General features: G+C 69.9%; 19 protein-coding genes and 4 pseudogenes. 16 read left to right on the top strand and 7 right to left on the bottom strand.

What is annotated here, in order from left to right; translation table 11 throughout:
- Positions 1-2: 2 nt before the first annotated feature.
- The gene (locus tag HTV45_RS11800; protein WP_215205650.1) at positions 3-617 is read left to right on the top strand and encodes an OmpA family protein; all 615 of its coding nucleotides are present in this window, start codon (positions 3-5) and stop codon (positions 615-617) included.
- Here the strand turns inward: HTV45_RS11800 and HTV45_RS11795 are convergent.
- A pseudogene (locus HTV45_RS11795) lies at positions 618-722 on the bottom strand (cytidine deaminase); the annotation flags it as partial.
- 195 nt (positions 723-917) lie between these two features.
- Between HTV45_RS11795 and HTV45_RS11790 the strand changes: the two are divergent.
- On the top strand, positions 918-1,727 hold the full coding sequence (locus HTV45_RS11790; RefSeq protein WP_215205649.1) for a macro domain-containing protein: 810 nt from the start codon (positions 918-920) through the stop codon (positions 1,725-1,727).
- 29 nt (positions 1,728-1,756) lie between these two features.
- Positions 1,757-2,914, top strand: coding sequence for a toll/interleukin-1 receptor domain-containing protein (locus HTV45_RS11785; protein WP_215205648.1), 1,158 nt, complete (start codon positions 1,757-1,759; stop codon positions 2,912-2,914).
- Positions 2,915-3,116: 202 nt separating this feature from the next.
- Here HTV45_RS11785 and HTV45_RS11780 read toward each other — a convergent pair.
- A pseudogene (locus HTV45_RS11780) lies at positions 3,117-3,307 on the bottom strand (hypothetical protein).
- A 13-nt stretch (positions 3,308-3,320) separates the two neighbouring features.
- Positions 3,321-3,713: a Scr1 family TA system antitoxin-like transcriptional regulator gene (locus tag HTV45_RS11775; RefSeq protein WP_215205647.1), complete on the bottom strand. Its 393-nt coding sequence runs from the start codon at positions 3,711-3,713 to the stop codon at positions 3,321-3,323.
- Between the two features lie 124 nt (positions 3,714-3,837).
- Between HTV45_RS11775 and HTV45_RS34230 the strand changes: the two are divergent.
- Positions 3,838-4,038 (top strand): annotated as a pseudogene (locus HTV45_RS34230) (ATP-binding protein); the annotation flags it as partial.
- A 39-nt stretch (positions 4,039-4,077) separates the two neighbouring features.
- Here the strand turns inward: HTV45_RS34230 and HTV45_RS11770 are convergent.
- Together HTV45_RS11770 and HTV45_RS11765 are read right to left on the bottom strand one after the other, a co-directional pair.
- Positions 4,078-4,479, bottom strand: coding sequence for a DUF192 domain-containing protein (locus HTV45_RS11770; protein ID WP_215205646.1), 402 nt, complete (start codon positions 4,477-4,479; stop codon positions 4,078-4,080).
- A 77-nt stretch (positions 4,480-4,556) separates the two neighbouring features.
- Positions 4,557-6,101: an alpha-1,2-mannosidase gene (locus tag HTV45_RS11765; protein WP_215205645.1), complete on the bottom strand. Its 1,545-nt coding sequence runs from the start codon at positions 6,099-6,101 to the stop codon at positions 4,557-4,559.
- A gap of 251 nt (positions 6,102-6,352) precedes the next feature.
- On the opposite strand from HTV45_RS11765, the gene HTV45_RS11760 reads away from it, so the two are divergent.
- The 11 genes and pseudogenes from HTV45_RS11760 (at position 6,353) to HTV45_RS11715 (ending at position 18,588) form a co-directional block, all read left to right on the top strand.
- Positions 6,353-8,860 (top strand): Tox-REase-5 domain-containing protein, encoded by a 2,508-nt coding sequence (locus HTV45_RS11760; protein WP_215205644.1) that lies wholly within the window; start codon positions 6,353-6,355, stop codon positions 8,858-8,860.
- A 96-nt stretch (positions 8,861-8,956) separates the two neighbouring features.
- Entirely contained in the window at positions 8,957-9,676 is a 720-nt protein-coding gene (locus HTV45_RS11755; protein ID WP_215205643.1) for a hypothetical protein, read from the top strand.
- Positions 9,673-10,173, top strand: coding sequence for a hypothetical protein (locus HTV45_RS11750; RefSeq protein WP_215205642.1), 501 nt, complete (start codon positions 9,673-9,675; stop codon positions 10,171-10,173). The genes HTV45_RS11755 and HTV45_RS11750 overlap by 4 nt, the downstream gene beginning before the upstream one ends.
- A 105-nt stretch (positions 10,174-10,278) precedes the next feature.
- Entirely contained in the window at positions 10,279-11,154 is an 876-nt protein-coding gene (locus tag HTV45_RS11745) for an LLM class flavin-dependent oxidoreductase (protein WP_215205641.1), read from the top strand.
- Positions 11,155-11,217: 63 nt separating this feature from the next.
- Entirely contained in the window at positions 11,218-12,003 is a 786-nt protein-coding gene (locus tag HTV45_RS11740; protein WP_215205640.1) for a class I SAM-dependent methyltransferase, read from the top strand.
- 16 nt (positions 12,004-12,019) lie between these two features.
- Positions 12,020-12,109: pseudogene (locus tag HTV45_RS34225) on the top strand (DUF1304 domain-containing protein); the annotation flags it as partial.
- Between the two features lie 590 nt (positions 12,110-12,699).
- The gene (locus HTV45_RS11735; RefSeq protein ID WP_215205639.1) at positions 12,700-13,299 is read left to right on the top strand and encodes a hypothetical protein; all 600 of its coding nucleotides are present in this window, start codon (positions 12,700-12,702) and stop codon (positions 13,297-13,299) included.
- Between the two features lie 167 nt (positions 13,300-13,466).
- Positions 13,467-14,240, top strand: a complete 774-nt coding sequence (locus tag HTV45_RS11730; protein WP_215205638.1) for an isoprenyl transferase — start codon at positions 13,467-13,469, stop codon at positions 14,238-14,240.
- 339 nt (positions 14,241-14,579) lie between these two features.
- Positions 14,580-15,905, top strand: a complete 1,326-nt coding sequence (locus tag HTV45_RS11725; protein WP_215205637.1) for a PhoH family protein — start codon at positions 14,580-14,582, stop codon at positions 15,903-15,905.
- Between the two features lie 410 nt (positions 15,906-16,315).
- Positions 16,316-17,014: a transglycosylase SLT domain-containing protein gene (locus tag HTV45_RS11720; RefSeq protein ID WP_308309460.1), complete on the top strand. Its 699-nt coding sequence runs from the start codon at positions 16,316-16,318 to the stop codon at positions 17,012-17,014.
- Positions 17,015-17,160: 146 nt separating this feature from the next.
- Complete coding sequence (locus HTV45_RS11715) at positions 17,161-18,588, top strand: AI-2E family transporter (protein WP_215205635.1); 1,428 nt, start codon at positions 17,161-17,163, stop codon at positions 18,586-18,588.
- 199 nt (positions 18,589-18,787) lie between these two features.
- Here HTV45_RS11715 and HTV45_RS11710 read toward each other — a convergent pair whose 3' ends face one another.
- Both HTV45_RS11710 and HTV45_RS11705 read right to left on the bottom strand, forming a co-directional pair.
- Positions 18,788-19,321, bottom strand: coding sequence for an alkyl hydroperoxide reductase (locus tag HTV45_RS11710; RefSeq protein ID WP_215205634.1), 534 nt, complete (start codon positions 19,319-19,321; stop codon positions 18,788-18,790).
- A gap of 6 nt (positions 19,322-19,327) precedes the next feature.
- The gene (locus HTV45_RS11705; protein ID WP_215205633.1) at positions 19,328-19,882 is read right to left on the bottom strand and encodes a peroxiredoxin; all 555 of its coding nucleotides are present in this window, start codon (positions 19,880-19,882) and stop codon (positions 19,328-19,330) included.
- Between the two features lie 139 nt (positions 19,883-20,021).
- On the opposite strand from HTV45_RS11705, the gene HTV45_RS11700 reads away from it, so the two are divergent.
- Positions 20,022-20,960: a LysR substrate-binding domain-containing protein gene (locus HTV45_RS11700; protein WP_215205847.1), complete on the top strand. Its 939-nt coding sequence runs from the start codon at positions 20,022-20,024 to the stop codon at positions 20,958-20,960.
- Positions 20,961-20,987 lie beyond the last annotated feature (27 nt).

The raw sequence follows: 20,987 nt of genomic DNA, 5'->3' as shown, positions 1-20,987 counted from the left end.
GGATGACTCACAACCGCCTGTTCCTCATCGGAACCGTTGCTACCCTCCTGGCCGTCAGCCCCGGAGTGGCCCACGCCGACGACGGCCCCAGCGTCCCCCCAGGCACCGAAGCCACCGCCTCCGCCCCCGTCGAACTCGACCCCAACGACCCGGACCTCAAGCTTCCGGAGGGCGCCACCCTCGCTGAGCCCAAGGTCCTGGACATCAAGCAGGTCGTCGAGGACCAAAGCGGTGACGAACGCCGTGAGGACACCAACTCCAGCGTCACGTTCGCACTCCAGGCCGAGGTGCTGTTCGGCAAGGACAGCGCCAAGCTCGGCGGCGAGGCGAAGTCCCGTATCGCCGCCATCGCGGACGAGATCGAGAAGCAGAACGCGGCGAGGATCCGCGTCTTCGGCTTCACCGACAACCTGGGCTCGTCCGCCCACGGCGACGTCCTGTCCCGCAAGCGCGCCAACGCCGTACACGGCATCCTCGCCCAGGAACTGAGCGACTCGGACGTCACGTACGAGGTCCGTGGCTACGGCGAGCAGTACCCGATCGCCGACAACTCCACGGAAGCCGGCCGCAAGAAGAACCGGAGGGTGGAGATCTCCTTCCCGCGCACGGAGAGCTGATTACTCGGCGTCGAGCTGGTGTTCGGCCCAGACGTAGCTTTCGGGCAGCAGGTCGGTGATGAGGACGGTCCGGAGGTCATCGCCGTCGTCGACGATGGCCTCAAGGGGGCCGGGAAGGGGAAACGATCCGAAACGCCCGGCGGGAAGATTCGAAGGCCTGATGCATGGGTAATTCGTCTGCGGGGAAAGGGGGATCATGCAACTTGGACGCTTCCGTTACCCCTGCAAGGACGCCCGATGACGAGCGGGTCCGGTGTTGCCCTACGACTTCAGTGGGGACGCCGTAGTCTCCGCGTATTCTTGACACACGCGATGGCCGCCTTCGGGCTCCTGTCAGGCGTAGTGCAACTGACAGCCCAGGTGTTCTCCCTGAAATTTTCGGCACCGTTACTGGTGATCACGGCCACCGTCGGGATGAGCGTCGCGTGGGGCCTGGCTCAGATTCTCCCTCAGAGGACTTCGGAACGATCGTTCAGTCATCCGAATATGCGGGTCCGCGTCATCGCCGGAGATATATTCGAACAGAGTGGCCACGTCGTTGTCGGCTTCACCGACACGTTCGACACCTGTGTCACCGATGATTTGGTGATTAGTCGCTCCAGCGTGCAAGGTCAACTATTGGAGCGCTGGTACGCAGGAGCACAGGATGAACTGGACCGGGAAATCTCGGAGGCTCTCGCGTCACACTCCGCCTCATCGGTCGAGTCTCGAGCAGACAAACCACAGGGAAAGCTGGCTCGTTACTCCACGGGAACGACGATTGTCCTTACCCGTAATGGACGCAAGATTTTCGGCCCAGCGTACAGCAGAATGGGAAATAATCTGGTTGCCGAGTCCAACCCTGAAATGATCTGGGTGAGCCTCTGCCGCCTCTGGGAGACAGTGTACGAACACGGGCACCGGGAACCGCTCGCCATCCCAGTCATAGGTGGTGCGCTGGGACGGATCGACACACTGAGTCATGAAAACTTGTTGAAAATGATCCTGCTTTCGTTCGCTGCAGCGTCTCGGGGGCGGGTGGTCACGCGTGAACTCACTGTAGTTGTACATCCTCCTGCCTTGCGTGACATCAGCATGCTGGAGATCAGGCACTTCTTGATGGCTCTGTAGTCTTCCGGTGTGACGGAGGGGAAGCTGCCATGACGCAAGCCAAGGCTTTTTTGAGCTGGTCCACCCGAGACCCGCGAATCGAACCTCTGGCGCAACTGTTCCGCCAGTGGATGAGCTCTCTCTTCGAGGGGCGGGTGAACTACTTCTTCTCTCGCGAGATCGCACCGGGTGAGCACACAATCCCAAGCATCTACCGGGCGTTGAACGAGGCGGACTTCGGATTCATTTTCCTGTCGCAGCGGACTGCTCGCAGTCCATGGGTCATATACGAGAGCGGATGCTTGAATCCGTCCCTCCGAGCAGGAAGGGTATTTCCACTACTGTTCGACCTGTCTCCGGGCGAACTGCGGCAACTGTGCCCTCCTCTGGCGGACTTCCAGGCCGTGTCACTGCGTAACGTCCAGGACGTACGACGGTTGACCGAGAAGCTCAGCCAACTCCTCGGGCTCGATGATACGGAGGTTATCGAACTGCGAGAGAAGTTCCACCGGACCTTCCCGCAACTGGAGCGAGCCATCGCTGACACGGTGGACAGCAAGAGACTCCTGCCCGACCACTTCACTGGTGTACTCACCTACAACGACAACATCGCCGGCTCACGAAATTTTCAGATGCCGGGGATCTTCGAACAGTACCGGCGCGATCTGTTCCTCGTCGGCAACAATCTGAATTTCCTTCTCAATCTACACAATAACGAGGAAACCTTTTCCGCGTTACTCGACTCGCTCATCGCCGACCCTTCAAAGCGGGTTCGCATCCTCATAGCAGACCTGTGGGACGAGAAGATCCTCTACACCTACAACAAGGTGATCTTCGGGAGTGCGCTGTCAGAGTTCTCAGGACTGGACGACGTTCTCACCCGTGACGGATCACGCCTTTATCTGGACAAGTTCATTGCGCGCCGCGCCGGGAGTGATATTCATCGCCGCCTGCGGAAGCAGCTCAGGATCAAAAAGATCGGCCTGCTGGTCGACACGTTCTGGTTTGTCGATCCAGACAACACCCAGCTTTCCGGTGACCTCCTGTTCGCACTCATGACAGCCGTCACAGGGCGGGAGCGTCCAGTTTTCTATGTCAATCAGGCGGAGAACCCTGGGCTCTTCTCCAAGTACTTCGACATGTGTCAAGCGGCTTTCGACCTGAGCGCAGACGTCTTGTGGCCGGTCGCGGAGAAGGAACCCGGATGAGTGGGTCGTCGCGCGGCGCTGCGGATGTACCGGGGTTCCACAGCTCCCGGCGGTGGTGCGGGTCTCCTCCGTGTCGGTCGTCGGGGCGGGACAGCGGCCACCACGGTGTGGTTGTCACCCCTGCAGCGCTTTTGGGTGAAGTTGGCTGCGGCTTGGGCGAGTTCGTTGTCGACGGTTTGCCTCTGCTCGGTCATCTCTTCTCTCAGAGCAGGTGATCGGCCTTGCCTCCCTTGATCTCGAGGTCAGGGAGCGCAGTGCTTCTCTGCTGTCGGTGAGCGGGGTGTCTTCCTGGCTGGCGACGGCGATGTAGGCGTTGCCGTCGGCGTCGGTGCCTATGCGGAAGCAGTTGTTGCCCTCGCCGCAGAAGGGCTCTTCCCAGTCGATGCCGCTCATGATCGTGTACTCCTCAGATGCCACGCGCAACGGTGTGGATGAGATCCCGCGAGGCCGCCGCAGGCAGCGCCGCGTTGTCCATCCAGTCCAGATGGGGACGGTACTTGGTGAGTTGTGCCTCGGCGCCGGTGAATTCCGGCCCATGTGCGGAGTCCAACTGCACGGTGTCGAGTTGGGGCACAGCTCCTTCGGCGTACAGCAAGGCGTGTCCGGCACCGGGGAAGTCACCCGCGCCGTTCGGAATGACGCGTACTTGGATGGCGTCACATTCGGACTGGGCCGTCAGGCTGTTCAGTTGCAGTCGGGTCACCTTGGCTCCGCCATAGGGCATGCGGAGCGCGGCTTCATGGACGTAGGCCACATAGGGAAGTGCCTCGGCTCGCCGGAGCACCTGCTGGCGCTCCATGCGGTGGGCCACTCGAAGCTCGACCTCCAGTCGGCTCAGCGCGGGAGCACCGCAGCGAACACCGCTCGTGCGTAATCCTCGCTCAGGAGCAGTCCGGGTACGTGCATGATCAGCGCGGTGCCTCTACGACGCCCACCCCCGACTGGCCACGGCCTGCGACGGTCGCCGCCGAGCCGCGCTCCGCGTGCCGGCCTGTGTGGTGAAGGCCTGGGCGGGCGACTGGGGCTTCGGTGACGCGCGGGAGCCGGGCGGCGGAACGCGGATGTGGGCCGTCCTGCCGAGGGAAGGAGGGCGAAGCTGTACGGCGCCGGTCGGGGATCGCTGAGCAATCTCCTCGGCAACCCTGGTGACCGCGCACTCGCCTCTACGTCCCCTTGAGTCCCGGGCCGCTCGGAGTCTCTTCCTCCACCTCCACCCGCGCCCCCACCCGCAACCCCCACGCCTCCATCGCCCCCGCCTCCGCCTCGAGCACGTGCCGTGCCCGGAGCCGGGGCAGCCCGAGCCGTCCCGGCGGCATGGTGCGTACGGCGATGACACGGAGCCGCCGGTCGAGATAGGCGACGTCGATGGGTATCCGCATGCGGAAGGTGTGCACGCTGTTGGCGGGGGAGAGGAGCAGCGCCCCGTCGAGGGAGTCCCGACCCAGCAGTCCCTTGGTGCGGGCCCGGTAGGAGGCGGCGATCTCCAGAGGGACGCGCACGGCGGACCCATCCGCATCCTCCGCCCGCACGGTCAACTCCCCGCGCCCGTCACGCCAGCGCCCCATCACCGACCGCCCCTCCACCTCACACCGCACCTCGGTGAACCGAACCCACCGAACGTATCCCCGGCGAGCCCCCGGCGTCAGTGCTTGCGGAGCTGCGTCGCCAGGGCGGCGAGGGTCCGCGCCGTTTCGGCCAGGCTCGCCACGGCGGTCTCCAGCTCGGCGGCGACGCGGGGTGACGCGGAAGGACCGGTGGACGAGGAGGGGGCGGCGACAGGGGTGCCGCGATAGCCGATGGGGCCTTCGTTGTGGCGCTGGTAGTAGCCGGTGAACGCCTGTCCGGCGGGCGGCCCGGCGAAACAGACTTGGGACAGCTGGGTCTCGTTCGCGCCGGAGTTGCGGGTGATGTCCAGACGGAAGTGACGGTAGGCGGTGGGGGCGGTGGGGGCGGCGGCGCGGAGGAAGAACTCCCGCGTCTCGTAGCGCCCGGTGAAGGTCTCACCGGCGCGCGAGTCCAGCGGTGTCCAGGCCTTGCCGTCGGCGGAGCCGTACAGCGTCCAGTCGCGGGGGTCGCGGTCGGGGAAGTCGTTCGCCGACGCCAGGGAGTAGGAGGCCACGGCGGCGGGGCCGGCGAGGGTGAAGTCGAGCCGGGCGGTGGCGTCGCCGGCCAGCCACTTGGTGCGGCGGTCGTTGAGGAGATTGCCGGCCACCTCGCCGTTCGCACGGTACTCGGCGCTCGCCCTGGCCCTGGTCACCGCGACATCGGTGGCGGCGGCGTGCAGCACGGCCACGCCGGAGTTGCCGCGCTGATCACGCCAGGTCACCCGCTCGACGGCGGTCGTCGCACCGTCGTCGACCAGCAGCCGCAGCTCGTGGGAGGTGTGCCAGGCACCGCCCCACTCCTCCTCCGTGCGGAAGCGGTGCAGCGTGGACGCGGAGAGGTTCTCGGTCTCCTCCGAGAAGGGCCGGCGGTCGCCGAGACGCCCCCGGTACTCGTAGGCCGTACCGTCCGGCGCGCGGTAAAAGCCGTGGAAGTCGGACATGTTGGACTGGAAACTGACGGCGGACTCGGCGCCGTCCGCCGTCCGCCAGCCGAGCTGCGCGGGCAGGGAGTGCTCGTCCCGGTCGAGGTGGAAGAGCAGCCTCGGTGCCGACTGCCAGGAGGCGGAGGGGGAGTGGGCGAGGCGGCGCTCCGTACGGTAGGAGAACACCGCGTCGCGGGCCGCCTCCGCCGTCCGTGCCCGCTCCGAGCGGCCACGCTCCCGGACGGGGTCCAGGGTGATCCGGTAGAGCCAGAGCATGCTGCGGGCCTTGCCCGAGGAGCGTATCTCCAGGGTGTTTGTGCCCGGTTTCAGCAGATGACCGGGTACGGCGAAGACGTTGTCCTGCGGAAGGTCCCCGCCCCCGGGCACGGTGAGATCCGTGACCAGCGGCTCGCCCTGCAGCAGTACGTCCATCGGGGCGAATCCGAGGGACGGGCCGAGCTTGGAGACGAGGGCCGTGACGGTGAGCGTGGCCTGCTCGACGTCCTCCGGGTCCGCCACCTCGAAGCGCAGCGTGACGCTTCCGCCCGCGTTCAGCGCCAGATGTGACCCGGCGGTCTGGGTCCGCCGCCGCTCGACCTTCGCGTTGGCCAACCGGGCCTGGCCGGCCGAGAAATCCGCGTAGGTGACGTCAAAACCCATGAGCTCGCTCCACGTCCTTCGTGATCGTCGGGGACAGCCCGCGCCTCACCGTGCGCGTCGACCGTGATCACGGACCCTAGTGCGCCCGACTGACAACGCCGTTGGCCCTGGGGGCCGTGCGGGCCCGGGGCGCGCTTGGGTGCCGCATTGGGCCCACGGGCCCATGCCCCGACGCCCGTCCCTCCCTACCCTCGGGCCCGTGCCGTGCGTCAAACGCGGTGCGTTTCGGGGGAGTTGCGGAGGGAGCGGGCATGGCCTGGACCGGGGGAGGAGCGGAGTCCGGGGCAGCTCGGATACCGGACGGCGCGGGCGGGCGGCGGGAGATGCCGCGGCCGCTGTCCCGCGCGCTGCTGCTCGTGCACACGCTGTTCGCGTTCACCGTGCTCGGTGGCGCGGGGCTGCTCCTCACCGCCGCGTCGCTCGACGCGGTGGACGGTGCCCTGCTCGCCCAGGTGGCCTACGCCGCCGCCCCCGGTGTGCTCGGCTGGTGGCTGGCCCGCCGTACCTGGCAGGGCGGAGCGCCCGTCTGGCTCGGGCTGATCGTCGTACAGGCGTGGCTGGTCCTCGGCTCGCTGTCCAACGTCGCCGACGGATCGGCCCGCGGCCTCACCCAACTGCTTCTTCCACTCCTCGTCCTGTTCCTCCTCACCCGTCCGCAGAGCCGCGACTGGTTCCGTCTCGCCGGGACTGACCGGCGCGAGCACCGCCCCTTCTCCCTGCCCCGCATGATCCGCTGGCGCCGGGACGACGGCCAGACGACGGTGGAGTACGCCGGTCTGGTCGCGGTCGTCGCGGCGATCATCGGCGCGCTCGTCCTCACCGGTCTGGGCGGACAGATCCTCACCGAGGTCCAGGCACAGGTGTGCCGCGTCACCGGGGCGGCCTGCCCCGCGCCCGGAACCGGCGGCGACGACGGCGGCCGGGTCACGGCGGAGGACGGTGGCGAGGGACGTGACACCGGCGACGGAAACGGCGGTGGAAACGGCGACGGCGACGGCGACGACGGTGGAAACGGCGACGGAAACGGCAACGGCAACCCCGGCGGTGACCCGGGAGGCAACCCCGGCGGTGACCCGGGTGAGGCCGACCCCCGTGACCCGGGCACCACGGACCCCCGTGACCCGGGCACCACGGACCCCCGCGACCCGGGCACCACGGACCCCCGTGACCCGGGCCAGTCCGACCCCCGTGACCCGGGCACCACGGACCCCGGTGGCTCCGGCCTGCCCGCCGGGACCGCGGACGATCCCTCCGTCGTCGACCCGGTGGCCGCCGAGGACGAGATCGACGAGCCGCCGTACGAGGACCCGACCGCAGCCACCGACGACGGTGCGGAGGGAGAAGGAGACGGCGAAGGCTGCTTCTCCGGCTTCGGCGCCTTCTTCGGCTGCGCCGGCGACCAGCTGGGGCAGGTGGGCGGAGGCCTCTTCGTCGACGGCATCTGGGGCGACCTCACCGGCATATGGGATGTGGTGACCAGCCCGGTCGACACCTGGAACGGCCTGATGGACTACGGCAGTTCCCTGGGCGACGCCTGGGTGGACAACACCGCCGACGCCCGCGAGATGTGGGACGACGGCGACTACCTCGGCGCGATCTGGGACTGGGGCGGCGCCTCCCTCGGCACCGGCGGAACCGTCCTGTGGGACTCCTTCGTCGGCGACGACGTCGAGGACCAGTGGAACGACGGCAACGAGACCCGGGCCGTCACCACCGTCATCTGGAACGTCGGCTCCCTGTTCATCCCCGGCTACGGCCAGGCGAAGATCGCCGAGAAGGTCGGCTCGCTCGGCCGGCTGAGCCGCGTCGTCGACGACGCCACCGAGGCCGCCGAGGATGCCCGGCGTGCGGCCGAGAAGGGCGACCTCGACGCGCTGGACGACGCCGTCCGCCGCGCCGACGAAGCGGCGGACGAGGCGGAGGACGCGGCCCGCCGCACCGGCTGCGCCATCGCCGCGCCCGCCCGCCGGACCCCGTACGGCGACAGCGGCCCGCGCCCCGGCCTCGACGGCGGCCCAGGCACCGGCACCACCGTGCTCGCCGCAGGGCCCGCCGTGAACCGCCCGTACGCCCTGCCGGCCGAAGCCACCTGCGACGAGGAAGCCAGGGCACAGGCCGAGCAGGCCCGCGCCGCCGAGCGTCAGGCCTACCTGGAACGCAAGCGCGCCGAGGAACCGGACCGCGCCCTGGAAGCGCTGGCGAACAGGAAGCAGTACCCCGACCCCGAGCACGGCGACACCGGCGACCCGCGCAACTACAACCCGCCCGACTGGGCCGACGACCTGAACAGCCGCACCTACGGCGACCCGGACGGCGGCGACGGCTTCTGGGCGAGCCGCGACCGCAATCCGGCCCCCAACTGGCGCAACGAGTCCTGGCTGCGCTACCAGGAACAGGTCACCGGCACCCAGCGCGGACACGAGTACGTCGTCCCGCACCCCGACCCGGACGTGCCGGACGTCGAGTTCGACGGCTGGGACTCCTCCCGCGGCACCTTCGTGGAGGCCAAGAACGGCTACGACAGCCTCCTCGCCTCGGGCCGTACGGAACTCACCCCGTCCGGCAGGGAACGGCTGCTCACCGAGGCACGCCGGCAGGTGAGCGCGGCGAACGGCAAGGACATCGAGTGGCACTTCTCCAACGAGGAGGTCGCCGACGCGGCCCGGGACGCCTTCGAGGACGCGGGCCTGGACATCGAGGTCGTCCACACCCGGCCCGACCGGATCGCCGGCGACAGGCGTCCCGGGGCGTTCGACTGACGGGGCGGCAGGCCGATCGCGTCCTATGGTGGTCGCGGCAGCGGCAGCGGCAGCGGCAGCGGGCGTGGGCGAGAGGCGAGAGAAGAGGGACGGGACATGCGACGCGTGGTGCGGGGCTTCTGGGGCCCCCGGCAGGAGTCGGCGGGGGAACTCGCCGCACGGTGGAACTCGACGCTGGAGCGGTTCGCCCTGTTGCTGCCGGAAGCGGCGGCGGACGGCCGTACGGGGTGGGAATGGCGCACCGCTCCCGCCTCCGGTCCCGCCGAGACGGTCACGCCCGACGAGGCGTCGTTGCTCGGCGCGTTGCGTACGGCACGGGACGCGGACCCCTGGGCGGCCGCGAACGGCACCTCACTGCGGCTGCTCGCCGCCGGCCCGGCCCCCGGCTGGAAGGTGGAGATCGCCGCGCTCGCCGGCGGCACCCCGGACTCCCTGCTCCAGTCCCTGGTCGCCACGATCACCGCACCCGACGAGGCGTCCCTCCCCGACGCCGCCCTCCTCACCGTCGTCGCGGAGGTCTGGCACCCGGACTACGGCGATGTCGGCGACCGGGCCGTGACCGCCGCCCTGAAGAGGGAAGCCGGCTTCAGGATCGGCACGCCGTCGGTCGGCTGGGCCGGCTACCTGTCGGCGGGCCGCGCCGCCCGGGTCCCCGCCGACCTGACGGCGGACCGCGTCGAACTCTCCACCGGAGGACTGCTTCTCGTCCTCGCCGCCCCCGGCGACACCTCCACCGTCGTCGAGGCGTACCAGACCCTCGGGAAGTCCGGCGCGCTGGAGCCGCTGCCCCGCCCGATGAGCCGGCCGGCGCTGTGACAGCCCGCGCGGGCGAGCCCTTCGACACGGGCCGGGCGGTGTCCGACATCGCGTCCGCCCTGTCCGCCCCGCTCCCGGACTCCGGCCCCACGACCGACGAGGGCGAGCCGGTCACCGGCGAATGGACCTCGACCCGGGGCAAGGGCCTCCTCCTCTTCCCCCTCTGGGAGAGCGAGGCCCTCACGGGGGTGTACGGCCGTGAGTGGACCGACGCGGAGGAGCGGGCGGAGGCGAATCTGGCCGCGCTGACCGCCGAACTGGATGCCCGCTGGGGGCCGCACCGGAGAGTGCCCCTGGGCGGACCGACGTTCCGGCGCCCGGACGCGGAGCCCTTCCGCACCCTTCTCGCCAGGGACTGCAACGGGGATCTGGCCGTCTGGGAGGCGGCGTCCGAGCCGGTACGCCGCTGGGTCGCCGTCTCCCTCAACCAGTCCGACGGCGACGCGCCGATGATCCTCATCGCGCTGATCAGCGACCGTCCGGTCCCGCCGATGTGAGCCTGCCCGCCGTAGCAGGAGTCGACGCGAGTCAGGCACGACCCGGGACGCCGTCGCACAGGAAATCCAGGTCATCAACCGCTGAGCTCGGGTAGGAGGATTCCCATGACGACACTCGGCGCGGTACTTCGCCCCCAACTCGCCCCCGAGCGGTTCCGTTCCGTCGCGCGGACCGCGGACGAGGCGGGCCTGGAGGAACTCTGGCTGTGGGAGGACTGCTTCCTGGAAGGCGGCATCTCGACCGGCGCCGCCGTGCTCGCCTGGACCGAGCGGGTGCGGGTCGGGATCGGACTCCTCCCGGTGCCGTTGCGGAACGTGGCCGTCACCGCGATGGAGGCCGCGAGCCTGCACCGGATGTTCCCCGGGAGGGCGATCCTCGGGGTGGGACACGGGGTGCAGGACTGGATGGGCCAGGTCGGGGCGCGCGCCGAGTCGCCGGTGACGCTGCTGCGGGAGTACCTGGCCGCGCTGCGCGCCCTGCTGGACGGGCAGCGGGTGACCTCCGAGGGCCGGTACGTCCGGCTGGACGGCGTCGCCCTCGACTGGCCGCCGGACGGCCCGGTCGACGTGCTCGCCGGCGCCATGGGGCCCCGTACGGTGCGCCTCACCGGAGAGGCCGCCGACGGGACGGTGCTCACCGCCGGCACCTCTCCCGAGGGCGTCCGGCGTGCGTGCGCGCTCATCGCCGAGGGACGCGAGGCGGCGGGCCGGAGCGCCGACGACCACCAGGTGGTCGTCTACCTGCTCGCCGCCACCGGAAGCGGCGCCCGCGAACGGCTGCGGGCCGAGCTGGCCGCCGAAGGGGTCGCCGGGGAAGCGGACGCCGGTGTGGCCGGGGACGCGGGCGCCGTCGCCGAGGCGGTCCAGCGGCTCGCCGACGCCGGAGCCGGCTCGGTCATCCTCCAGCCGACCGCCGACGAGCCGGACCCCGAGGGCTTTGTACGGTTCGTGGCCGAGGCGGTACGGCCGCTGGTGCCGTGAGGCACGGACAGGGACCCGGATAAGCGAGCGACAGACGGGGCGACGTTCGTGCAGGGTCGCCTCATGTCCGACAAGCAGACGCGCACCTACGAAGAGCTCCTCGCCGAAGGCGCCACCGTCCCCACCGGGGGGTGGGACTTCTCCTGGTTCGAGGGCCGGGCCACCGAGGAACGGCCCTCCTGGGGGTACGCCACCGCCCTGGCCGGACGGCTCGGCGAGGCCGGCGCCGCGCTCGACATCCAGACCGGAGGCGGGGAGGTCCTGCACTTCGCCCTCGCGCACGCCGCCCGGAGACCCGCCCTCACCGCCGCCACCGAGGGCTGGCCGCCCAACGTCGCCCAGGCCACGGCGCGGCTCCGGCCCCACGGCGTCACCGTCGTCGACTCCCCCGAGGACGCGCCGCTGCCCTTCACCGACGCAACCTTCGACCTGGTCACCGCCCGTCATCCGGTCCAGGCCCCCTGGCACGAGATCGCGCGCGTACTCCGCCCCGGCGGGACCTACTTCGCCCAGCACGTCGGCCCCCACAGCGCCTACGAGGTCGTCGAGTTCTTCCTCGGCACGCAGCCCGGAGAACAGCGGGAGGCGCGACACCCGGACCGCGAACGCCGCGCGGCCGAGGCCGCCGGCCTCGAGACGGTCGGCGTACGTGCCGAACGGTTGCGGATGGAGTTCCACGACATCGCCGCCGTCGTGCACTTCCTGCGCAAGGTGATCTGGATGGTGCCCGGCTTCACCGTCGAGGAGTACGGGCCGCGCCTGCGTGCCCTGCACGAACGCCTCGAGGCGGACGGTGCCTTCGTGGCCCACAGCACCCGCCACCTCTTCGAACTGCGCAAGCCCCGGTGACCATCGCCGCCATGCGTACGGCGGTCTCACCGCGCACCGGCGCGTCCTGACCGCACAGGCACTGCCCGGAGCACTGGCGCTCGCCGCGGTCCTGCCGGCCCGGTGACCCGATCCCGTCCGCGCTCGTGGGGAACGGCGTCTTCGGGGGCGACGCCGGTTTCCGCATCGTTATCGTCTGCGGCTGGTCCTGCGGCCGTGGTCTCACGTAGGTTCACACCAAGGTAATTCGCGTACGCAAAGCTGCGCGGGGTGGTACCGCGCAGCGGAGGGGGCTGCGCGGTACCCGGCTCCCTGAGGTCCCGGAAGGCCGCCGCCCGCACCCGTGGATCATGTCGCCGGTCAAGCGGGCGTTGCCGCCGTGTCACCCGTCGGGGGGACGGCCGGAAGAGTGGCTCAAGCAGGGGGCGTGTCGGCGCCCCAATCTGCACACAGCCCCCTCAACCTCCGGTTTTCCGCAGGATCCCGTGGTGTTTCGGCCATGTGAAGGCCCTGTACGGCCCCATTCCGGGCCGCCGAGGCGTCGCCGGGCGACTCCGGAGAGTGATTGTGGCCCGCCAATGCGCGCAGCATCACTTACGAAGGGTTATGGTGGAAACCCCCCCTCGGGCCGGTCCGTATCCCCCCCACGGACCGGCCCGTTTTTTCTTGCCGTCCCGCGCGGTGCCTCCCGGGACACCTGCTGGCTAGAGTCCAGGCATGTCGAACGAGCACCCGACACCACCTCATCAGCCCTCCGGCCGGCCGGGCCCGTACGGTCAGCCCGGTCAGTACGGGCCCCCGGCCGCGTACGGCCAGTACGACCAGAGCGGCCGGTACGGCCGGCCGCCACACCCCTACGGCGCCCCGGCACCCGGCTACCCCCACCCCGGTGTCCCTCCGTACTACGACCCGTCCCAGCAGCAGCCCCTGGCCATGCCCGGCTCCGTGCGTGCCGCCCAGATCGTGATCTTCGTGACGTTCGGGCTCGGCGTGCTGATCACCGTCCTGGTCGGTGCCGTCGTCGGAGCGGAGGAGGCGGGGCGGTTCTTCAGCACGTATCTGATGAGCGTCGCGCTGTTCGTCCTGGCGTTCCGGTATCCGAAGGCGGGCAACGGCGTACGCGTCGCCTCGATCGTGCTGGCCTCCGTGCAGATCCTGTTCGCGCTCAGCGCGACGGCCCAGGGTGTTCCGCTGGGGATCCTGCCGCTCGGTACCGCCATCGCGGTCGTCGTTCTGCTCAGCCAGGGCTCGGCCGGGCGGTGGTTCCGGCGGCACCGGGCGGACGGCGTGCCGCCGCAGTACGCGCCGTACGGCTGACAGGCGTGCCCACCGGGCTTTGGGGGCCCCTGGCCCGGCGGTAGTAGTCTTCGCCTTCGGGGACCGCCATACGGACAGGGCCGCCCGCGGCCGAGACCGGGCCGCTTGCCGCGCGACGCGGCGGGGCGCCGCGCCTGTCCGATCCGTACGGAGGGGCTGACAATCACGTGAACCTGCGCGACAAGCTGCGCGGCCTGCTGGTCAGGCTGTACGCACGCCGGGTGGAAGGTCACCTGGACACCGCTCAGGTGCCCAAGCACATCGGCGTCATCATGGATGGCAACCGCCGGTGGGCGAAGGCCGCGGGTTCCAGCACCGTCCACGGCCACCGGGCCGGCGCCGACAACATCGGAGAGTTCCTCGGCTGGTGCAGCGAGACGGAGGTCGAGGTCGTCACCCTCTGGCTGCTGTCGACCGACAACTTCGACCGGCCCGCGGACGAGCTCGTCCCGCTGCTCGGCATCATCGAGGACGTGGTGCGCAGCCTCGCCGCCGACGGACGCTGGCGGGTCCATCACGTCGGCACGCCCGATCTGCTGCCCGCCGGGATGCAGACCACCCTCAAGGAGGCCGAGGCGGCCACCGCGCACGTCAGCGGGATAGTGGTCAACGTCGCCATCGGGTACGGCGGGCGCCAGGAGATCGCCGACGCCGTGCGCTCCATGCTGCTCGACGCCCACGAGAAGGGCACCCCGATGGAGGAGCTCGCCGAGGCGGTCGACGTCGACATGATCGGACGTCACCTCTACACCCGCGAGCAGCCGGACCCGGACCTGGTGATCCGTACCAGTGGTGAGCAGCGGCTCTCCGGCTTCATGCTCTGGCAGACCGCGCACTCCGAGTACTACTTCTGCGACGTGTTCTGGCCGGCCTTCCGCAAGGTCGACTTCCTGCGGGCGCTGCGCGACTACGCCGCCCGCGGCCGGCGCTACGGCGGCTGAGCGAGCGGGCCCGGCGGAGCCCGTACGGCCTTCTCCTTCCCTTTCCCGCACCGCTGGTCACGCACTGTTCACCGGTACGCCGTCATATGCCGTGGCATGGCTGCGCTCGTATGAGGGAATAAGCCAGGCAGGCCGACACCCGAATCACGGGTGTCGGATCTCAGCGGACGACGCGGGAGTCGTCCGCCCGGGAGGCCCTTTGCACCAGCCCGACCGTGCGGTCACGGCACGGAAGAAGCAGCGGGGGGCCGGTTCTCGGCCCGCTGTGCATGGCGGCCGTCGACCGGTCCAGCTCCGCTCCGTCGCTCCCCGACCTCATCCGAGGGGGTACGTCCTTCCGTGGTGACCAGCGCAAAGCGTCACAAGCCCGACCGGCGCACTTATGTACTCGACACCAGCGTCCTGCTGGCCGATCCAGGCGCCCTGACCCGCTTCGACGAGCACGAGGTCGTGCTCCCCGTCGTCGTGGTGACGGAACTGGAGGCCAAGCGGAACCATCCCGAACTCGGTTATTTCGCCCGGCAGGCACTCCGTCTGCTGGACGACTACCGGGTGCGGTACGGCCGCCTCGACGCCCCTCTTCCGACCGGGGACCTCGGCGGCACCGTGCGTGTCGAGCTGAACCACTCGGATCCCGGTGTGCTGCCCAGCGGCTACCGCCTGGGGGACAACGATTCCCGCATCCTCGCGGTCGCCCGCAACCTGCAGGCCGAGGGGTTCGACGTCACCGTGGTGTCGAAGGACCTCCCGCTCAGGATCAAGGCGTCCTCCGTCGGTCTCCTCGCCGAGGAGTACCGTGCGGAGCTCGCCATCACGGATTCCTCCGGCTGGACCGGAATGTCCGAACTGACCCTGCCCGGCGAGCAGGTGGACATCCTCTTCGAGGAAGGGCGGGTGTATGTGCCCGAGGCGTCCGGCCTCCCCGTGCACACCGGTCTGACCATCCAGTCCGAGCGCGGCAAGGCGCTGGGCCGGGTCACTCCGGACGGCGGCGTCCGGCTGGTGCGCGGCGACCGGGAGGTGTTCGGCATCAAGGGCCGCAGTGCCGAGCAGCGCATCGCGCTCGACCTGCTGCTCGATCCGGACGTCGGGATCGTGTCCATGGGCGGCCGGGCCGGCACCGGCAAGTCGGCGCTGGCGCTGTGCGCGGGCCTCGAGGCGGTCCTGGAGCGCCGGCAGCACCAGAAGGTGATGGTCTTCCGGCCGCTGTACGCGGTGGGCGGGCAGGAACTCGGCTACTTGCCCGGTTCCGAGGCGGAGAAGATGAGCCCCTGGGCGCAGGCGGTCTTCGACACGCTGTCCTCGGTCACCAGCAGGGAGGTCATCGAGGAGGTCACCGCGCGCGGCATGCTCGAGGTTCTGCCGCTCACCCACATCCGGGGGCGCTCGCTGCACGACGCGTTCGTGATCGTGGACGAGGCACAGTCGCTGGAGCGGAACGTCCTGCTGACCGTTCTGTCCCGGATCGGGGCCAATTCGCGGGTCGTCCTGACCCATGATGTCGCCCAGCGGGACAACCTGCGGGTCGGGCGGTACGACGGCGTGGTCGCCGTGGTCGAGAAACTGAAGGGGCATCCGCTCTTCGCGCACGTCACCCTGAACCGGTCCGAGAGGTCCCAGATCGCCGCTCTTGTGACCGAAATGCTCGAAGACGGGCAGATCTGACCGGTACGTTCCAACAAGGGTCGGTTACTCGGTAGTTGACGCCGTCCGGAAAGGTGAAGAGCCTAGCCGGGCGGCGTCGGCGCGTGTGGGGATTTCCGGGAATCCCCAGGGGCAAACGGGATGTGAGCTTTCACACGCAACAGAGAATTGCCTTGCGCTGTTCGGTTACGGCAGAGTCTCACTCCTGTCAGGCCCCGCATACGACACAGCTGTACCCCCAGCGGTGCAGAACCACAGTCTCAACTCCATAGCGTCGTCGTATGCCGCCCGAGCACCACACGGCGCTCCCTTCGCGGGAGTTGCCCACCGGGCCCGTGCCTCCCGTGACCCGAAGTTGGGGAGGCCAGTGCCAAGGGGCACGATTGCGTCCGCGAGGGTCACCGAAGCGGGCGATGCTGGAAGGAAACCGTGTGAGCCGGATGTCGGTCCGGGGATTCGCAGTGGCCTCGGCCACGGCGGTCACCGCTGTCGGAAGCGTCGTCGGTGTTGCCTCGGGCAGCGTCGCGCAGAACAACGACGCCGAAGCGACGGCAAGCGGCCCCACGCTGCTCGCGGACATCCCCGCGGGCCAGCAGGCCCAGGTGCAGACCGCGTCGCTGACGCAGCAGGCCGAGACGATGGCCATCGCCGCGGACGCCGGTGCCAAGAAGGATGCCGAGGAGGCCGCCCGCAAGGCCGCCGCCGAGACCGCGGTCGCGAAGAAGAAGGAAGCGGCCGAGAAGGCGGAGCAGGAAGCCAAGGAGCGCGCGGAGGCCAAGGCCGCCGCCAGCCGCGCCGCGACCCGCGACGCCTCCAGCTTCGCGACGCAGGCGTCCTACACGATCGCCGAAGTGCAGGCGATGGCCCGGCAGATGGTTCCGGCGGACCAGTTCCAGTGCTTCAGCGACATCGTGCAGCGGGAGTCGAGCTGGAACTACACGGCCGACAACCCGACCTCCGACGCCTACGGCCTCGTGCAGGCGCTCCCGGGCTCCAAGATGTCCTCCGCCGGAGCCGACTGGGCGACGAACCCGGCCACCCAGATCAAGTGGGGCCTCGGCTACATGAACGACCGCTACGGCAGCCCCTGCGACGCGTGGACGTTCTGGCAGGCCAACCACTACTACTAGAACGACCGGGAGCCCGCTTTTCCCCCGGCTTCGCTCAACCCTGGCACAGCCCCGCACCGTCCTACGGTGCGGGGCTTTCGCCATGTACGGTCTGACCGACGACTCCAGGGGGAGTGGTGGAGGGAAACGGGGGAAGAGGACGGATCATGTCGCGAGTGCCAGGATGGCTCGGCCGGGTCGGAGCCGGGCTGACCGAGGTCAGCAAGCGGTTGGAGGAACGCCGGGCCGAGGTGGCGCGGCACCGCCGGGCCGACGACGACGAGGACGGCTCGGCGCGGAGCGCTTCGAGCCCCGACCAGGTGTCGTCGTCGAGTTCGTCGCCCTCGTCGAGTTCGTCGTCCTCGTCGCCCGAGTACGCCGCCGCGGCCATCGTCCCGGTCCGGCCGGACCCCGCGCAGGCCGTGCCCTGGGGAGTACGGGTCGCCGCCGAGGCCGGCTGGCGGCTGCTGGTACTGGCCGGCACCGTCTGGGTGCTCATGCGGGTCATCAGCGCCGTCCAGCTGGTGGTGCTGGCGTTCGTGGCCTCGCTGCTGATCACCGCGCTGCTCCAGCCGACGGTGGCCCGGATGCGGCGTCTCGGCGTGCCGCGCGGGCCGGCCACCGCGCTCACGGCGCTGTTCGGGTTCGTGGTGATCGGTCTCATCGGGTGGTTCGTGACCTGGCAGGTCATGGAGAACATCGACCACCTGTCCGACCAGATCCAGGACGGCATCGACGAGCTGCGCAACTGGCTGCTCAACAGTCCCTTCCACGTCACCGACAAACAGATCAACGAGATCGCCAAGAACCTGCGGGAGGCGGTCGGCGCCAACACCGAGCAGATCACCTCGGCCGGTCTGGAGGGCGTGACGGTCGTCGTCGAGGCGCTCACCGGCATACTGCTGGCGGTCTTCTCGACCCTGTTCCTGCTCTACGACGGCAAGCGGATCTGGGAATGGTCCCTCAAGCTGGTCCCGGCCGCCGCCCGCCCGGGTGTCGCCGGCGCCGGGCCGGTCGCATGGCGGACGCTGACGGCGTATGTGCGCGGCACGGTGATAGTGGCTCTGATCGACGCGATCTTCATCGGTCTCGGCATCTACTTCCTCGACGTGCCGATGGCGGTGCCGCTCGCCGTCTTCATCTTCCTGTTCTCCTTCATCCCGCTCGTCGGTGCGGTCGTGTCGGGAGCGCTGGCGGTGGTCGTCGCGCTGGTCACCCAGGGGGTGTTCACCGGTGTCATGACGCTGGTGGTGGTGCTGGCGGTGCAGCAGATCGAGGGGCACATCCTCCAGCCGTTCATCCTGGGGCGGGCGGTGCGGGTCCATCCGCTCGCGGTGGTGCTGGCGGTCGCCACCGGCGGAATGGTGGCCGGGATCGGCGGCGCGGTGGTCGCCGTGCCGCTGGTCGCGGTGACCAACACGGTCGTCGGCTATCTGCGGGCGTTCGCGCACGAGACGGCCGTACGTCAGACGCCGCGGCCACGGGGGGCGACGGCCATGTCCGCCCCGGACGCTCCGGTCCCGGCGCCGCCCACTCCGCAGCAGGCGGCACCGGACTTCCACAAGCGGCAGTCCACCGACCCCGACGACCAGTAGGGCACCGGCCCGCGCCCTGCGGCACGACGGCCCGCGGGAGCGGAGGGTGGCGCGGGGTGCTGTCGCGCCCACTGCCCGCGCAGGGTGGAGGGCGGAAGGCGGGGTGCGCCCCGGGGGTCCGGTCACGGGAGTCCGGTCACGGGTGTGGGCCCGTCCACCGGGAAGGCGGACGGGCCCACACGGGGAGCGGTCGGCGGAGTTACTCCGCGAGGACGGCTTCCGCGTCGAGGGTGGCGGCGACCGCCTGGACCACTGCGGCGATCTTGAACGCCTCCTGCACGGCGTCCCGCTCCACGCCGGCCTTGCGCAGCACCTGCTCGTGGGAGTCGAGGCACATGCCGCAGCCGTTGATCGCGGACACCGCGAAGGACCAGAACTCGAAGTCGACCTTGTCGACACCCGGGTTGCCGATGACGTTCATCCGCAGGCCGGCGCGCAGGTTGCCGTACTCGTGGTCCGACAGCAGATGACGGGTGCGGTAGAAGACGTTGTTCATCGCCATCACCGCGGCAGCGGCCTTCGCGGCCGTGTACGCCTCCGGCGACAGGTTCGCCTTCGCCTCCGGCTCCAGCTCGCGCAGCACGATGGCCGAGCGCGAGGCGATCGCCGTCGACAGCACCGTGCCCCACAGCTGCTGGGCCGGCAGGTCCGAGTTGCCGATGACCGAGCCCAGGTTGAGCTTCAGGTCCTTGGCGTAGTCCGGTATGCGGGACTTCAGGGAGTCGAGGGACATCTCAGCTCACTCCCCCGACAGCAGCGCGACCGGGTCGAGGGTCTCGTCGCCCTTGCTCCAGTTGCACGGGCAGAGTTCGTCGGTCTGCAGGGCGTCCAGCACCCGCAGGACCTCCTTGGGGTTACGGCCGACGGAGCCGGCGGTCACCATGGTGAACTGGATCTCGTTGTTCTGGTCCACGATGAAGACCGCGCGCTTGGCGAAGCCGTCCTCGCCCTCGATGCCGAGGTCGCGCATCAGCTCGTGCCGGGAGTCCGCCATCATGGGGAACGGCAGGTCGCGCAGGTCGTCGTGGTCCTTGCGCCAGGCGTGGTGGACGAACTCCGAGTCGCCGGAGAAGCCGAGGACCTGGGCGTCACGGTCGGCGAACTCGTCGTTCAGCTTGCCGAAAGCGGCGATCTCGGTCGGGCACACGAAGGTGAAGTCCTTGGGCCACGCGAACACGATCTTCCACTTGCCCTCGTAGGTCTTGTGGTTGATCGTCTCGAACTCCTTGCCCTTCTCCAGCGAGACACAGGCGGTCAGTTCGAACTCGGGGAACTTGTCACCGACAGTGAGCACAGGCCCTCCTTGCAGCGCAGAAGCACCCGGATCGCGGGTGCTTCCCATGGGTTGGACCTTGTTGATGTTGGCACAGGCAGGATTGATTCGTGAAATAGCTACACTCGGTCGTGTTGATCGGAGGAAGCTATCAGTGACTGTGGGTAACAGGCGTCGGCAGCCGAGCCTCGCCCAGCTGCGGGCGTTCGCCGCGGTGGCCGAGCATCTGCACTTCCGGGACGCCGCGGCGGCGACGGGGACCAGTCAGCCGGCGCTGTCGGGAGCGGTGTCCGCGCTGGAGGAGACGCTCGGTGTCACCCTCGTGGAGCGTACGACGCGCAAGGTGCTGCTCTCCCCCGCGGGTGAGCGGCTCGCCGCCCGCGCGAAGGCCGTACTCGCGGAGGTCGGGGCGCTGATGGAGGAGGCGGAGGCGCTGCGGGCACCGTTCACCGGTGTGCTGCGCCTCGGGGTGATTCCCACGGTGGCGCCGTATCTGCTGCCCACCGTGCTGCGGCTGGTCCACGACCGCTATCCGCGGCTCGACCTCCAGGTGCACGAGGAGCAGACCGCCAACCTGCTGGACGGCCTGGCCCGCGGCCGGCTGGACCTGCTGCTGCTCGCGGTGCCGCTCGGCGTCCCCGGGGTGAGTGAACTTCCCCTGTTCGACGAGGACTTCGTGCTGGTGACGCCGCTGGACCACTGGCTCGGCGGCCGCCGGGGCATACCCCGCGGTGTGCTGCGCGAGCTGAACCTGCTCCTGCTGGACGAGGGGCACTGCCTGCGCGACCAGGCCCTGGAGATCTGCCGTGAGGCCGGCCGGGCGGGGGTCGCGGCCACCACCACGGCGGCCGGACTGTCCACCCTGGTGCAGCTGGTGGCCGGCGGTCTCGGGGTGACACTGCTCCCGCGCACCGCCGTCGAGGTCGAGACCACTCGCTCCGGCCGGCTGCGCACCGGCTGCTTCACCGACCCGGCCCCCAGCCGCCGCATCGCCCTCGCCATGCGCACCGGCGCGGCGAGGGCGGGGGAGTACGAGCAACTGGCGGCGGCGCTGCGTGAGGCGCTGCGCGAGCTGCCGGTGCGGACGGTGGAGAGCTGACCCACCGCCGCACCGGACGCCCCGCTC

The organism is Streptomyces sp. CHD11 (assembly GCF_018638295.1).
Lineage (GTDB): Bacteria > Actinomycetota > Actinomycetes > Streptomycetales > Streptomycetaceae > Streptomyces.
This window is presented reverse-complemented; position numbering and strand designations above follow the sequence as displayed.